The sequence below is a fragment of the Comamonas sp. genome (assembly GCF_036643215.1).
Taxonomy (GTDB): Bacteria; Pseudomonadota; Gammaproteobacteria; order Burkholderiales; family Burkholderiaceae_C; genus Comamonas.
The window spans coordinates 103,422-118,582 of the sequence record NZ_JAVXSJ010000009.1; the positions used below are offsets into that span (position 1 = coordinate 103,422).

The 15,161-nt window shown below is 56.2% G+C and carries 12 protein-coding genes and 1 pseudogene; 7 read left to right on the forward strand and 6 right to left on the reverse strand.

Annotation, left to right across the window (positions count from 1 at the left end; translation table 11 throughout):
• Positions 1-174 precede the first annotated feature (174 nt).
• Genes RSF91_RS08570 through RSF91_RS08590 form a run of 5 tightly spaced genes read left to right on the forward strand, consistent with a single transcriptional unit; the run spans position 175 to position 6,643 of the window.
• Positions 175-1,356: an EscU/YscU/HrcU family type III secretion system export apparatus switch protein gene (locus RSF91_RS08570; RefSeq protein ID WP_332568023.1), complete on the forward strand. Its 1,182-nt coding sequence runs from the start codon at positions 175-177 to the stop codon at positions 1,354-1,356.
• A complete protein-coding gene (gene flhA / locus RSF91_RS08575; protein WP_332568024.1) occupies positions 1,356-3,458 on the forward strand; it encodes a flagellar biosynthesis protein FlhA in 2,103 nt (700 codons plus the stop codon). The genes RSF91_RS08570 and flhA overlap by 1 nt, the downstream gene beginning before the upstream one ends.
• Entirely contained in the window at positions 3,455-5,068 is a 1,614-nt protein-coding gene (gene flhF, locus RSF91_RS08580; protein WP_332568025.1) for a flagellar biosynthesis protein FlhF, read from the forward strand. Before flhA ends, flhF begins: the two co-directional genes overlap by 4 nt.
• Positions 5,061-5,918: a hypothetical protein gene (locus RSF91_RS08585; protein WP_332568026.1), complete on the forward strand. Its 858-nt coding sequence runs from the start codon at positions 5,061-5,063 to the stop codon at positions 5,916-5,918. Before flhF ends, RSF91_RS08585 begins: the two co-directional genes overlap by 8 nt.
• 5 nt (positions 5,919-5,923) lie before the next feature.
• Positions 5,924-6,643 carry an RNA polymerase sigma factor FliA gene (locus RSF91_RS08590; protein WP_099740001.1) on the forward strand — a complete coding sequence of 240 codons (720 nt, stop codon included), beginning with the start codon at positions 5,924-5,926 and terminating at the stop codon, positions 6,641-6,643.
• Positions 6,644-6,866: 223 nt separating this feature from the next.
• Here RSF91_RS08590 and RSF91_RS08595 read toward each other — a convergent pair whose 3' ends face one another.
• The 5 genes from RSF91_RS08595 to RSF91_RS08615 form a co-directional block, all read right to left on the reverse strand.
• Positions 6,867-7,166: a flagellar protein FliT gene (locus tag RSF91_RS08595; RefSeq protein ID WP_099740002.1), complete on the reverse strand. Its 300-nt coding sequence runs from the start codon at positions 7,164-7,166 to the stop codon at positions 6,867-6,869.
• Between the two features lie 6 nt (positions 7,167-7,172).
• Entirely contained in the window at positions 7,173-7,571 is a 399-nt protein-coding gene (fliS, locus tag RSF91_RS08600; RefSeq protein ID WP_332568027.1) for a flagellar export chaperone FliS, read from the reverse strand.
• A 57-nt stretch (positions 7,572-7,628) separates the two neighbouring features.
• A complete protein-coding gene (fliD, locus tag RSF91_RS08605) occupies positions 7,629-9,008 on the reverse strand; it encodes a flagellar filament capping protein FliD (RefSeq protein ID WP_332568028.1) in 1,380 nt (459 codons plus the stop codon).
• Positions 9,009-9,181: 173 nt separating this feature from the next.
• Positions 9,182-10,066 (reverse strand): flagellin domain-containing protein, encoded by an 885-nt coding sequence (locus RSF91_RS08610; RefSeq protein WP_332568029.1) that lies wholly within the window; start codon positions 10,064-10,066, stop codon positions 9,182-9,184.
• Between the two features lie 268 nt (positions 10,067-10,334).
• On the reverse strand, positions 10,335-11,180 hold the full coding sequence (locus tag RSF91_RS08615) for a flagellin domain-containing protein (protein ID WP_332568030.1): 846 nt from the start codon (positions 11,178-11,180) through the stop codon (positions 10,335-10,337).
• A 321-nt stretch (positions 11,181-11,501) separates the two neighbouring features.
• Between RSF91_RS08615 and RSF91_RS08620 the strand changes: the two genes are divergently transcribed.
• Complete coding sequence (locus RSF91_RS08620) at positions 11,502-13,142, forward strand: O-linked N-acetylglucosamine transferase, SPINDLY family protein (RefSeq protein WP_332568031.1); 1,641 nt, start codon at positions 11,502-11,504, stop codon at positions 13,140-13,142.
• A gap of 49 nt (positions 13,143-13,191) precedes the next feature.
• Here RSF91_RS08620 and RSF91_RS19810 read toward each other — a convergent pair.
• Positions 13,192-14,125 (reverse strand): annotated as a pseudogene (locus RSF91_RS19810) (IS5 family transposase).
• Between the two features lie 152 nt (positions 14,126-14,277).
• On the opposite strand from RSF91_RS19810, the gene motA reads away from it, so the two are divergent.
• Positions 14,278-15,138 carry a flagellar motor stator protein MotA gene (motA, locus tag RSF91_RS08635; protein ID WP_332568032.1) on the forward strand — a complete coding sequence of 287 codons (861 nt, stop codon included), beginning with the start codon at positions 14,278-14,280 and terminating at the stop codon, positions 15,136-15,138.
• Positions 15,139-15,161: the final 23 nt, after the last annotated feature.

Genomic DNA, 15,161 nt, shown 5'->3' on the forward strand with positions numbered 1-15,161 from the left:
AAATTCTGCATAAAAGAAGGCTCTAGCCTTTAAGAATTAAGCGCAAGTAGCTATCAAAAACGATAGCTTCGCTTGCGCTTTAGTCGCGCATAAACAGGGCTTGGCTGCCGCTTATCCGCGCATTGCACGGGCGCCATATTCGGACAATCTGGGTATCCCATCCGTCCGTGCGCCATGTCCGAATCCCAAGACAAAAATCTACCCGCTACCGAGCGCAAGCTGCAGAAAACGCGAGAAGACGGTCAGGGTGCGCGTTCGCGTGATCTCTCGCATCTGGCGATTCTGGGCACTGGTGCATTGCTGATGCTGATGGGCACGCAGCCCCTGATCAATCACATGCGCGAAGCCGTGGCCAAGCAATTGGTGTTCAACGCCGCAGCGGCGAAGACGCCCGCCATGATGCTGGAGCGCATGCAGCCCATGCTGCTGCTGGGCCTGAGCGTGGCTGTGATTTTTGCGCTGGTGACTACCGGTGCATCGGTGCTGTCGGGTGTGGCCGCAGGCGGCTGGATCTTCAGCTTCAAGCCCATTGAGCCGAAATTCAGCAAGCTCAGCCCTCTGTCGGGTCTCAAAAATCTGTTTTCCAAGCAGCAGATGACCACCGTGGTCAAGATGGTGCTGATGACCATTGTTCTGAGCTTTGTGGCCTGGAAGTACATGAGCGCGAACATTGCGGAGATCGCCTCGGTATCGGCCCAGCCATCGCCCATGGCGCTGTCCATGGTGGGCTCCTGGTTGAGTACCGGCGTCACGCTGCTGCTGGTCGTGGTGCTGCTGGTGGCGGTGATCGACGTGCCGCTGCAGGCCTTTCTGTTCAAGTCGCGCCTGAAGATGAGCCATGAGGAAGTCAAGCAGGAGCACAAGGAATCTGACGGCAACCCTCAGCTCAAGGGCAAGCTGCGCCAGAAGCAGCGCGAGATTGCTGATCGCGCCAGTGTTTCCGCCGTGCCTCGTGCTGACTTTGTGGTGACCAACCCCACGCACTACGCTGTGGCCCTGCGCTATGACGATGCCACCATGGCCGCCCCGCAGGTGATTGCCAAGGGCACAGATCTGGTGGCGCTCAAGATTCGTGAAATTGCCGGTACGCACAAGATTCCCGTGCTGGAGTCGCCCATGCTGGCGCGTGCGCTCTATGCCCATGCCGATCTGGATCAGGCCATTCCCTCCGGCCTCTACACGGCGGTGGCGCAAGTGCTGGCCTATGTTTATCGCCTCAAGGCTGCATTGAGCGGCCAAGGCCCCATGCCTGAAGAGTTGGGCGAGCCCCCGGTGCCGGTGGAGCTGGATCCGCAGCGCGGTCGAACCCAGCCCGCAGACGCAGATGCCGCTGCGCAGCAAGAAGGTAATGTGTGATGAAGTCCAATCCTCTGCAAATTTTTCAGAAATGGTCTGGCAACAATGCCGGCGCTCTGCAAGGGCTGACTGCTCCTCTTCTGGTCGTTGCCATCCTCGGCCTGATGGTGCTGCCGGTTCCCCCGTGGATGCTGGACACCTTCTTTACCCTGAACATCGCCGTGGCGTTGATGGTGATGATGGTGGCGGCTTACATGATCAAGCCGCTGGACTTTGCGGCCTTCCCCTCGGTGCTGCTGCTAACCACGCTGATGCGCCTGTCGCTCAACGTGGCCTCCACCCGCGTAGTGCTGATGGAGGGCCACACCGGCCCCGGCGCTGCGGGTGCGGTGATTGAGGCGTTTGGTCACTTTCTGATTGGCGGCAACTTTGCCGTGGGTCTGATCGTGTTCAGTATTCTGGTGGTGATCAACTTTGTGGTGATTACCAAGGGCGCTGAGCGTATTGCTGAAGTGTCTGCTCGCTTTACGCTGGATGCCATGCCCGGCAAGCAGATGGCGGTTGATGCCGACCTGAACGCCGGCCTGATCGATGAAAAAGAAGCCAAGCGCCGCCGTGCCGAGGTGGGTGAGGAAGCCAATTTCTTCGGCTCCATGGACGGTGCCAGCAAGTTTGTGCGCGGCGATGCGATTGCCGGCATCTTGATTCTGGTGATCAACGTGATTGGCGGCCTGATCATCGGCATGGTGCAGCACGGCCTGTCCGCCGGGCAGGCTGCAGACAGCTACATTCTGCTGGCCGTGGGTGATGCGCTGGTGGCGCAGATTCCGGGTCTGCTGATCTCGGTGGCCTCGGCCATGGTGATCTCGCGCGTGGGCAAAGAGTCTGACATGGGCCGCCAGATCGTGCAGCAGCTGTTCATGTCGCCCAAGGTGCTGGGCATTACAGCGGGCGTGATGATTATGCTGGGCCTGATCCCTGGTATGCCGCACACGGTGTTTCTGCTGATGGGCGCACTGCTGGGCTGGGGCGCATGGTCGCTCGATAAAAAAGAAAAAGCCCGCGTGGCTGAGCAAAGCAGCGCCCCCGCGCCGCAGCAGCAACAGGCGCAGGCCGATGGCGAAGCCACCTGGGACGATCTGCAGCCCGTGGACCTGCTGGGGCTGGAGCTGGGCTACCGCCTGATTGCGCTGGTGGACAAAAGCCGCCAGGGCGACTTGCTGACCCGTATCAAGGGTGTACGCCGCAAATTTGCGCAGGAAGTAGGCTTTCTGCCCCCTGCAGTCCATGTTCGCGACAACCTCGAACTCAAGCCCAGCGCTTACCGCATGACCTTGCGCGGCGTGATGGTGGGTGAGGGCGAGGCCTTCCCCGGCATGTTTCTGGCGATCAACCCCGGTGGCATCACCACGCCGCTGATTGGCACAGCCACGACCGATCCGGCGTTCGGCTTGCCAGCCCACTGGATCGACGAACGGCAAAAGGAAGCGGCACAAATGGCCGGTTTTACCGTCGTTGATTCGGAAACTGTGATGGCCACGCATTTGTCACACTTGATGCAAGTGCACGCGGCCAAGCTGCTGTCTCGTACCGAGACACAGCAACTGGTCGATCACGTGGCCAAGCTCGCTCCCAAACTCATTGAAGAAGTCATCCCGAAAATGGTGCCCATCACAACGTTCCAGAAAGTACTCCAGCTGTTGCTGGAAGACTCTGTGCACATTCGTGATATCCGCACCATCATCGAGACGCTGGCTGAAAACGCCACGCAGACGACCGACCCGGTGGAGTTGGCGCGTCGCGTGCGCATTGCACTGTCGCCTGCCATCGTGCAGCAGATCTATGGCCCCACCCGCGAGCTCAATGTGATTGCCATCGAGCCCGGTCTGGAGCGCCTGCTGGTGCAGGCACTGTCGAATCCCAATGCCCCATCGCTGGACCCCGGCGTGGCGGAAATCCTCACACAAAAAGCGGTCGACGTCGCCAACCAACAGGAAGAGCTGGGTCTGCCCGCTTGCCTGCTGGTGCCAGACGCGATCCGCAACTCTCTTTCCAAGCTGCTGCGCCGTGTGGCGCCGCGTCTGCAGGTGCTCGCACACAGCGAGATTCCCGAGACGCACACCATTCGCATCGGCCCGATTCTTAAAGGTGCATCCGCATGAACATCAAACGCTTTTACGCCCCGACCGCCCGTGAGGCACTGGCCAAGGCGCGCATGGTTTTTGGCGATGGCACCCTGATTCTCTCCAACCGTCAGACGCCTGATGGAGTGGAAGTCATGGCCACGGCTGAAGAAACGCTGAAGGACATGGGTGCCGGTCTTGAGAGCAGCTCTCCCCTGCAGCAAGCACTGGAGCGCCGTGCTGCTGATGAAAGCATGGGCTTGCGCAAAGAGCGTGCGCCCAAGCGCGCCGAAGGCCGCAGCGAAGGCATGAGCACGCTAGACCATGTGCTGGCCCGCCAGACTGCGAAGGAAGAGCAGGCCCGCGAAATGAAAAGCCAGGTACAGAGCCAGGCCGCGCAAGTCAAGCCCATCAAGGAGCTGGCACAGCACTCCGTGCAGGACGATGTGGAAGAGCTCTCCATGAGCACGCTGACCTTTCAGGACTATGTGCGCGAACGCATGCTGCGCCGCCGCCATGAATCGTCGCTGGAGAGCAGTGATGCACTGCCCACTTTCGCCCAGCGCGTGCAGGATCGCAATAGCGAACGCCCTGCGATGGCCGCCAAGGCAGCGCCTGTTAATGCAGGTGTGGCACGCCACAACCCGATGCGCCCCGAGCCGATTCAAACCAAGGAAAGCATCGCCAAGGCAGCGCCCGCAGCGGCTCCTCAGAACTTCATGGCTGAGATGCAGTCCATGAAGGACTTGATTGAAGAGCGCTTCAACACCCTGACCTGGCTGGGCCAGACGCGCCAGAACCCTATTCAGTCCAGCCTGATGCACAAGCTCATCCGCGCAGGCTACTCGCCCGCACTCTCGCGCGCGCTGATTGAGCGCCTGCCGGCATCGTTGTCTGCGGGGGACGCCGTGCGCTGGCTCATGCAGGTGCTTGAGCGCAATCTGCGCACCGATGCTGCACAGCCCGCTATTTACGACCAGGGTGGCGTGTTCGCACTGGTGGGCTCAACCGGCGTGGGCAAGACCACGACCACGGCCAAGCTGGCCGCGCTGTGCGCTGCCAAGCACGGTCCTGCATCTGTTGGACTGATCACGCTGGACACCTACCGCATCGGCGGTCATGACCAGCTGCGCACCTATGCACGCATGCTGGGCATGGTGGCCCACCAAGCCCATGACAAGGCGGCACTGCAAGACCTGCTGGGTCTGCTGCAAAGCAAAAAAATGGTGTTGATCGACACCACAGGCGTGGCCCCACGCGACCCGCGTAAAGATGAAATCATGGACGTGCTGGCCATCGACGGCGTGCAGCAACTGCTGGCCGTCAACGCGGCGGCGCAAGGCGATGCGCAGGACGACGTCATGCAGGCCTTCAAGGCCCGTGGCTCGCACCAGGCCATCCTCACCAAGGTCGATGAAGCCGTGAAGATCGGCCCCTCGGTCGACACCCTGATTCGCCACCAGATTCAACTACGCGGCGTGACCAACGGCCAGCGCGTGCCTGAAGACTGGGAGCGCGCTAGCGCCCAGTTGCTGGTGTCGGCATCCATGCGTTCAGCGGTCAAATCCGCGTTTGATCCGCAGCCGCTGGATCTGGACTTTTTCTTCACCCCTTCGTCTGCCAACGGCATCGAGGCGGCTCATGCTTGAGCGTCGCTCTCCCTTGCATCAGGGCATGGCCCTGCATGTCAGCGATGCGAGCACCGCAGGTCTGCGCGTGCTCGCCATGCTGCAAAGCGCCTCTGGTGCGGCGGCAGAGCAGGCTGTGCTCTGGCCGCTGTGCGCCCAGTTGCAGCGCCTTGGGCAAAAAGTACTGGTGCTGGATGGCAGCCAGACAGAATCCCTGCACGCGCCGGGCCTTGCGCAACTGCTGGTGCAGCACGCATGGCAGGCGCAGGCTGGTCTGCGTTCTACCGTCAGTGATACCCAGTCCGTCGCCAGCCTGCCGGCACGCCAAGGGCTTAAACAGCTTAAGGCCACGGCCGGTGAAATGGGCATGGATTTATTGACGGCGCTGCAAGCCTATGTGCGCGGCTACACCACGGTCATCCTCTATGCGAGCAGTGAGGCGTTGACGCCTCTGCTGCAAGGCCAGGGCCTGCAACCGCTGCTGGTAGTGCCGCCCGATGCAGAGCATTTAATTGACAGCTATCGGCAGCTCAAGCACCTTGCCGTGTTTGCTGGCGTGGAGTGCACGATTGCCGCGCTTGAGGCTCCGCTTGCCGAAAGCGGCCCGCAAAAATATGACTGGAGTCGCCAGCAAAGCAGCGTGCTCACAGCCAAGCAAAATGCTCAGACACGCTTGCAGCGCCTGAACGCTTTGCTACAGTGTTCGCAGCGCCACTTGGGCGATGCACCGGTGCTTATGCGCCTGCGCTGGCGCCAAGCCAGCGACCTGCATCAGCTCACACTGCACATGCTCAAGACGGCCTGCATCCTGCCCATGCACACCCAGTCCGCAGCAGCAGCTGCGCCTGAATCTCTTGTCTGGAGCCATTGACTGCCATGTACACCGCCAAAGGCCAACTCGACCGCGACGCGCTGATTCGTCAGCATGTTCCGCTTGTGCGTCGGATTGCCCTGCACATGATTGCCAAACTGCCGCCGAATGTGGAACTGGATGACCTGATCCAGGTCGGCATGATCGGCCTGGCCGAAGCGCTGTCGCGCTTCGAGAGTGAGCAAGGCGTGCAATTCGACACTTTCGCCAGCCAGCGGATTCGCGGCGCCATGCTCGATGAGCTGCGCGAAGGCGACTGGATGAGCCGCAGCTCTCGTAAAAGTCAGAAGGATATTGAGCATGCGCTGAACCGTCTGGAGCAGCGTCTTGGCCGCTCGCCTCAGGAGTCAGAAATCGCGGCTGAGCTAGGCATGGCGCTGGACGATTACCAGTCTCTGCTGGGCAAGGTGCGCGGCACTCAGCTTGTTTATCTTGAAGACATTGGTGGCAGTGACGCTGACGGCAGCGACGACTATCTGGATCGCCACGTCGCCGACGCGGGTGCTGACCCTTTTGCGCTGCTGCGCGATCAGCGTTTGCGCTTGGCTCTGGTCGATGCCATCAAAAACCTGCCCGAGCGCGAGCAGTACGTGATGGGTATGTACTACGAGCACGACATGAACCTCAAGGAAATTGCCGCCGTGCTGGGCGTGACTGAATCCCGTGTCTGCCAGCTGCACAGCCAGGCCATCGCCCGGTTGCGTACCAAGATGCGCGCGCATTGATTGTCTTGGTCCGCTGTTGGCGAACCTCTTCAGAAACCAGCCGCTATGGTTGCAGATATGGATCTGTTAACCAGGCGGCTTTTCTTTGGTCATTACTTTTAATTTGATAGCGGCTGTCGATTGATGGTATTGCGCTTGAGGCCAATATCCATCTGAATAAAGACTCAAAGAGAAAGCCCTGATGCATTGCTGCAGCAGGGCTTTTTTGTGGGAGAGCCGGTGATTAGTGCATCACATGCGGCTGGCCGTCAAACATGTGCTCAAAAGTGGCCAGCCAGGGCTCGGCCAGTACGCGAATCTGAGCATCGTTGCGCAAGATGCGTTGCATGATGCGCGCCTTTTCCTTGCGCAAATCGGGGGCCAACTTTTCATCACGAGAGCGAAAGCGTAGTTGCTCAATCAGCACGGCACAAGTGCCTTCATAACGCGCAACACCGTCCCAGTCCTTGTCCTGAGCGGCCTGCAGCATCTTGGCACTGCTCTCCTCAATAGCGCGGTAGAAGTCGATCAAAGTGTGCTCCATTTTTATTCAAACCGTCTGGCCCATCTCGCGCCAGCCTTGTGCCACTGGAGTCAGTAGATTTTGCGCAGTCTCCAGCAAGGCCACATCGTTGCGTAAATTAGCCAGGGTAATCTGAGTGATGCAGTAGTCATACAGCGACACCAGATTCTGCGAAATTTCTCCGCCTTGCTCCATATTGAGTGATGCTTTCAGTCCCTCTTCCAGAATGCGGACTGACTTCCCAATTTGACGCCCTTTTTCCTCAATCTCTCCGCGCTGCATCGCACCTTTTGCGGCATTCAATGAGGCTTCAAGTGCGTCGAAAAGCAACTGAATCAATGTATGAGGCGATGCACCATCCACGACGGACTGAACGCCTACCTGGCGGTAGGCATTGGCTGCGCTGCGATTCATTGAGGTGTACATAAGCGTTCTTTGTGATTCTGATGTCTATATCGGCATCAATCGCGAAATCTGAAGCGTTTAGCTCTTATTCCACTGTGAGACCTGCTGAGACATATACGTACTCAGCGTCGTCAGGCTAGCCATCTTGGTATCCAGGGCCGTGTACTGCGCTCGCATACGGGCTTCAAATGCCGTTACTTGGCCGTTCACACGTTCTTGCGCCTTGGTGTTGCTTTTCTTCAGGGCATTGAGGCTGTTGGTCTTGGTATCAAACGTACCGTCATAATCCGTCATGCCCTTGGTAAGTGCCTGCATACGTACAGCCAGACCTTGTGTATTGCCCTGCCCTGTAGTGCCGCTGCCCACAAACAACGCTTTCAAGCTATCCGGGTTGTCCAGCGCCTTTTCCAGCTTCGCTTTGTCGGTGGTTGATGTGCCGAATGTCATTTTTCCGCCTTTGGCGATCTGAATACCTAACTCTGAAAGCCGGTTCACACCACCAATGCCTTCCACTGTACCGGCTACCGCAGTGCGCAGGCTATTTGTCATGCTCACTGCGGTAGAGTCACCTTGCAAGGTACCTGCTGTTTTGCTTTCTGAGTCGTATTTGGTCGATGTGGCCAGCATGTCATTGAGAGCATTGTAGGCATCCATGAAAGTCTGCAGACTCTTCTTCAGCGCTTCCTTATCCGTCTTGATCGTCACTGAGGCTGGCGTCTCGGAAACCTGCGAAACCGAAATACTCAGCCCCGGCAGCACCGACTTAAATTCATTGCTGGCTGACTCCACCGTAATTCCGTTCAACTTGATCCGGGCATTCTGGGCATCTTGCTTGACCGAAAGAGGCGCCCCTGTTGCCAATGCATTCAGGTTGTCATTGCCGTCAGAAGCCGCCGCACTGAATTTCGCCTCTTCGCCTGTACCCTGAGAGCGCAGCACCAAGCGCTGCTTGCCATCCGCATTGGTCATCACAGAGGCGGTCACGCCGGCGCCTGCAGCATTGATCGCTTTGACCACATCATCCATGGACGCATCTGGATCAATCTTGACTTCTTTAGTGACTGGTTTGGTCTTGCCCACCGTCAGTTTCAGTGTCCCAGAAAATGTGGCGCTGGCATTTAGCAACGCCGATGCCTGTGATTGCCCGCGGGCCAAAGCTTCGACGATCACGTCGGAAGTACCGGGCAGAGCCGTGGCATCGGTGACTGACACGGTCACGGAACTGCTGGAAGACGTCGCAGATGTGGTCTGCCATGTCTCTTTTTTGGCCAAGTCCTTGGCCGCATCGTTGAGCGTTGACATCAGCGACTTGAGCCTGCCATAAGCAGAAATCTGCGTATCTAGCGAAGATGCCGACGACTGCAATGCTTTGAGTGGTGACTTTTGCAATGTCACCATTTGCGAGATCAGCGACTCAACGTCCAGACCACTACCAATACCGGCTGCTGTTAACCCCATTGCAGGCTCCTTTGTGTTGTCCAGCCTTTCAGAAGACTGCTTGCCGAAAATAGACTCCCGTGACTGAATACGATCACTCCGATGACAGCCATTCAGTACACGCCATAAAACTTATCTGTTTATCGGCAATCGAGGGACTTGCTTTAGAAGTCTGTTTCACAGACCTCTAAAAATTACTGAATCAGCTTGAGAACCGATTGAGGAATCTGATTGGCCTGGGCGACCATGGCCGTGCCTGCCTGTTGCAGGATCTGCGTACGGCTCAGATTGGCGGTCTCGGCCGCAAAGTCCGCATCCATGATGCGAGAGCGAGCAGCAGCGGTGTTCTCTGCAGCCACTTGAAGGTTGGAGATAACGGCCTCAAAACGGTTCTGGGCGGCACCATAAGTCGCTCGTGTGTTATTGACCAAATCTAGGGCTGCATCAATAGCCGTCATGGAGTTCTTGGCTTCGGTCGAAGTGCCCGAACCAGATGTTGCCAACGAGCCAAGTGCTCCACCCAATGAGTCCGGTGCACCCGAAGATCCTGCAATGACATTCAGACCGCTAGGTCCGGAAGCGGTCATATCCGCTGCTGGGATTGTGATTTGGTTGTCCGCACCTGTGTTAGCGCCGACTTGAAAAACAGTGGCTGCTGAATTGTTCAGTAATGGACGGCCGTTGAAATTGGTGCTGGTCGTGACTCGTGCAATTTCTTGAGCCAGTTGCTGATATTCTTTATTGAGAGAGTCTCTATCAGACGTCCCATTAGTGTCATTCGAGGCTTGCACAGCCAATTCACGCATACGCTGCAGATTGTCGCCAATTTTGCTCAAAGCACCTTCAGCAGTTTGTGCCATGGAAATACCATCGTTGGCATTGCGCATGGCCACATTCATTCCACGCACCTGAGCATTCATGCGTTCAGCAATGGCCAAGCCTGCTGCATCGTCCTTGGCGCTGTTGACACGCAGGCCTGATGACAGTCGCTGCATGGTGGTGGACAGCGATGCTTGTGATGTATTGAGATTGCGCTGAGCATTCAGCGAGGCAAGATTGGTATTGATGACGGACGCCATGGGCAAAGCTCCTCTTAAACATGAAGAATGGCCAACCGTTTTGCAAGTAGACCACGCACAACGTCAGACAGCAGGCCAGTGCTCCCAGCTTTGCCTATCTGATGCTCAGCATTGTGCGGAAAGACACTTGCCACTAAAGCGTCAATAAAAGCCAGTATCCGCCGTTATTTCTGTGTCCTACTGGTTCTCGACCATGAAAAAAGCCCTGGGCAGTGGCTCAGGGCTTTAGGAGTTGTTGGTGATGTCAGACTACGCTGACTGCGTTCAATTAGCGCAGCAACGACAGCACGCCTTGAGGCAGTTGGTTCGCTTGAGCGATCATGGCCGTTCCCGCCTGCTGCAGAATCTGCGAGCGGCTCAAGTTTGCAGTTTCTTGGGCAAAGTCGGCATCTGTAATGCGCGAACGAGCAGCAGAAGTGTTTTCTGCGGCAACTTGCAAGTTGGCAATCACTGCATCGAAACGGTTTTGAGCTGCACCAAAGGTTGCGCGTTGCTCATTTACCTTATCAATCGCAGTATCCAATGCTGTCATGGCGGCCGAAGCAGAACTTGCAGTAGTTCCCAGCGTCGCTGTCGAACCAGCTGTAGCGCTTGTCAGCTGGTTCGACATATCTGAGGTAGCCAATTTGATTTGATTGTCGGAAGCGGTATTAGCACCCACCTGAAATGTGAAGCTACCGCTAGCGCCGCCTGATCCTGTCAACAGTTCTTGTCCGTTGAATTTGGTGTTTTTGATCACGCGGTCATTTTCTTCAGCCAGCTGCTTGAACTCCTTGTCCATAGAAGTTCGGTCAGCAGAGCCATTCGTGTCGTTGGCCGCTTGCACAGCGAGTTCACGCATGCGCTGCAAGTTTTCCCCAATCTTGCCCAGCGCGCCTTCAGCGGTCTGAGCCAGCGAGATGCCATCATTGGCATTGCGAACTGCCACATTCATGCCACGCACTTGGGCATTCATACGCTCCGAGATGGCCAAGCCAGCTGCATCGTCCTTGGCGCTATTCAAGCGCAAACCAGAAGACAGACGCTGCATGGAAGTTGCCAGCGAAGACTGCGAGGAACTCAAGTTGCGTTGTGCGTTGAGAGACTGAAGATTGGTGTTGATTGTCATGCCCATGGTGATAGCTCCTTTTGGTCAGCTCAAAAAATTGCCACCGCTTGTATAGGAAGACAAGCTGGGCAGTTACCCATTTCGTGCGAGTCGAGCTTCGCTCTGAAGCTGGACCTGCGCGGTACAGGCTTTTCACCTGATGAATGGGTTATCGGAGCCCAAGATTCAAACTTTAGATATTTTTTTGAATTCTTATCACGTTCGTAGGGGATGCTTTGTGCTGAGGTGCATCGCTTGGAGAAGTGAGCCCTTTACCTGCTTTATTGATAGTTGCTGTGGTCTAGAAATTGGCAAGATCAGAACATCACCGTAGACCGTCTTATCAACATGTCTGAGTCCCTCTTCAGCTTTGATCTCCCCCCTCTGACTGCAGCCAGCAAAGAGTTTGTACCGATCCTCACGATGGTTGAGAAGGGACATTTTTTGGAGGCTTTAGGTGCTTTGAGCGATCTTGCTGCCAAAGATCTGAGCTATGCGAAAAATCCCAGCCTTTGGTTAAACATTGGATTTGTTTACACGCGTCTAGGTTTGTGGCCGCAAGTCATTGACGCTTTGCAAGCTTGTCTTCAGATTGCACCAAACACACCTGATGCAGAGCGTCTTCTTGCTTTGGCATATTTTAGTGTGGGGCGTAAGCAGCAAGCTTGTGATTTGATTGATGCTTCTTGCCGTAGACATAAGCATCTAGAGGTGAACTGGATGATGCGGGCTTACATTCATGCGCACAGCAGTAGTAGTCTCACCAAGACATTGGAGACGGCTCGAGATTGGGGGCGCCGATTTTCCGATCCGCTGACCCGTCGCGCCAAACCATTTCTCGGGCATGATCGTGACCCGCTCCGCAAGCTCAAGATCGGTTACGTTACAGCGGACTTTCGTCAGCATTCTGTTGCTTTTTACATGCGCCCCATTCTTGCTCATCATGACCCTGCGGCGGTGGAGGTGCACGTTTACTCCAACTCAGCTCTCAAGGATGCGTTTACCGCTGATTTGCAAAGCCTTGTTCCTTATTGGCATGAAATAGAAAATTTGACTGATGAGCAAGTGCTTGGTCAAATTCGTTGCGATGCGATTGATGTTCTTGTTGATCTTTCCGGTTTTACACAAGGGCATCGATTGACAGTTTTTAGCCATAGAGCGGCCCCTGTCCAGGTTACTTGGATCGGCTATATGAATACATTGGGCATGAAAGCTATGGACTACCGGATTGCGGATGCAATGACGGCTCCTCCAAGTCATGCGCCTTACTATTCCGAGTCTTTGTTTCAGCTTAATTGTGTGGCCACTTACACTCCTCCAAGCTATGCTCCCTTGCTTGAAGAGCCTCCAATGCTCCGCAATGGCTATCCAACACTGATTTCGTTAAATAGCTCATCCAAAATTACGGATGCTATGTTGATGGTTTGGGCTCGCATTCTTCAAGCTCGCCCGGATGCGCAACTCATCATCATGGTCAAGGAACTGGAGTCGACCGCTGCACAAGAGCATATGCAGCCTCGGGTTGTGGCGGCTGGTCTTCCAATAGATCGAGTTTCGGTTTTGCATCAGCAACAACTAGATCGGTTTATGGAGTTGGGTCATATTGCCGATATTCAGTTAGATACAGCCCCTATTTCCGGGGGGACTACTACTTTGCATGCGCTGTGGATGGGGCTTCCCATAGTGACGATGGATGCGGTGCGTGGAGTGGATGCTTGCACAGCAGGAATATTGCGCTCAGTGGGAATTACTGGAGAGATTGCGCAAGATGAAGATGACTACGTGGACACGGCGCTGCGGCTCATGAATGATCCAGAGAGCTTGAGGCTGCATCGATTACGGGTCAGAGAGGTGATGAAAAAGTCGCCTTTTATGGATTATGTTGCTCGAACCAAAGAAGTTGAAGGTGCTTATCGAGTCATGTGGATGAACTGGCTGCAAGGTAATAAATCGCGGTTGCAAGGGCGTTGTTGCATAAATCCGTTTTAGGTCGATAGACCCCAAACGCCAAACGCCAAACGCCAAACGCCAAACGCCGCTATGCCACGGTGACCGTCTGAGGACGGCCCAGTTCGGTAAATCGATTCAGAATGGCGGCACGGATGTGTAGTTCGTTGACCTGGCGCTCAAACGTCCTGGACATGACCCGCTCCCCCAGTCGCTTGATGCAGCTCATCTTGGTCTCCACCAAGCTGCGTCGGTGGTAACTGCTCCACACTTTCCATAGCCTTCTGCCCAAGCGCCGGCAATGCGGCTGTCGCCGCATTGCGATACGCAAAGGTATCGCCTTTGCGTATTCGTGCGTTCTTTCTGGGGGGAATGATAGGTATGGCACCTCTTTGGATGACGGCTTCATAGACCGGCTGAGTGTCGTAGGCACCGTCACCGGTCAGACTGAGCACGGTTTCATCGCAAGGGATTTGCTCCAGCATATCGGCAACGACGGCGGCATCGCTCACATCATTGCTGGTCACACAAATTGCACGTATCTGCAACGTTTGAGCATCAATGCCGATATGCAGCTTGCGCCACTGACGTCGGCGCTCAGCACCGTGTTTCTTGCACTTCCATTCGCCTTCACCCAGGAACTTGATGCCAGTGGAATCAACGAGCAAGTGCAGCCCTGCCTGGCTTGATCGATATGGCATATGGATCTGCAGGCTGCGCTGGCGACGGCAGACAGTGCTGAAGTCGGACACTGGCCAATGCAGTCCTGACAAACTCAAAAGTGATTCAACAAAGCCCATCGTCTGTCGTCACACTAGACCGAACAAGTTCTTGATGGTCAGGCAAAACTGGATGGACGCATCAGAGAACCTCGGGCTGAGCCCGCGTTTACCGCTGGCAGCGGCAAACCACTGCATGCCCTTGTCAAGCCAGACGGTCAGTGAGCCCCGGGCTTTGAGCGCAGCGTTATAGCCCTTCCAGTTTGTGGTTCGGTAGCGTGGTGTGGGACTGCGAGGCTTGCTTATGCGGCTAGCCTAGCGGCTTGCGCAGACTGACTTATGCAACAACGCCGCTTAGCATTGCACTTTTCATATATATGTAGTGTCCTGATCTGTTGAGTAATTACGTCCTTTATTACTGAAATAAGGTAGGTGGCAAGCGGCCACAATCGGCACCTATGCTTGTTCTCATCGGTTATATCGTCGCCTTCGGCTGCATCTTTGGCATGTATGTGCTGCACGGCGGCAGCGTGGGCGTTCTTGTCAAGGCGCTGCCGTTCGAGATGGTGACCATTGGCGGTGGCGCTTTGGGCGCTTTTATCGTCAGCAACCAGCCCAAGGTGCTCAAGGCTACGCTCAAGGCCATACCGGCTGCGCTCAAGCCTTCGCGCTTCACCAAGGCTCGGTATATGGAGATCATGGCGCTCTTGTATGAGCTGCTGCAGAAGGCCCGCAAGGAAGGGCTGATGTCCATTGAGGCAGATGTGGAAGATCCGCAGGCATCGACGGTGTTTCAGAATTACCCGCAGCTGATGGCGGACCATCATGTGATGGAGTTCCTGACTGACTATCTGCGCATGATGGTCTCGGGCAACCTGAATTCTCACGAGATTGAAGCGCTGATGGATAGCGAAATTGAAGCCCATCACGCCGAGGCCCATGGCCCGGTGATGGCGCTGAACCGCCTGGCGGGTGCTTTGCCTGCCTTCGGCATTATTGCGGCCGTGCTGGGGGTGGTGAACACCATGGCCTTTGTGGGTCAACCCCCTGCAGTGCTGGGCGGCATGATCGCCTCCGCACTGGTGGGAACCTTTCTGGGTATTTTGCTGGCCTATGGGCTGGTGGAGCCCATGGCAGCCCTGCTGGAGCAACGCGTGCAGGATGCGGCCAAGGAGTTCGAATGCATCAAGGCCACCTTGCTGGCCAGCATGCAGGGCTATAACCCGGGCACGGCGATTGAGTTTGGCCGCAAGGTGCTGTTCTCGACCGAGCGCCCCAGCTTCATGGAGCTGGAAAACCACGTCAAGGGCAAGAAATGATGAGCAGTCACTTGCATTGCGGG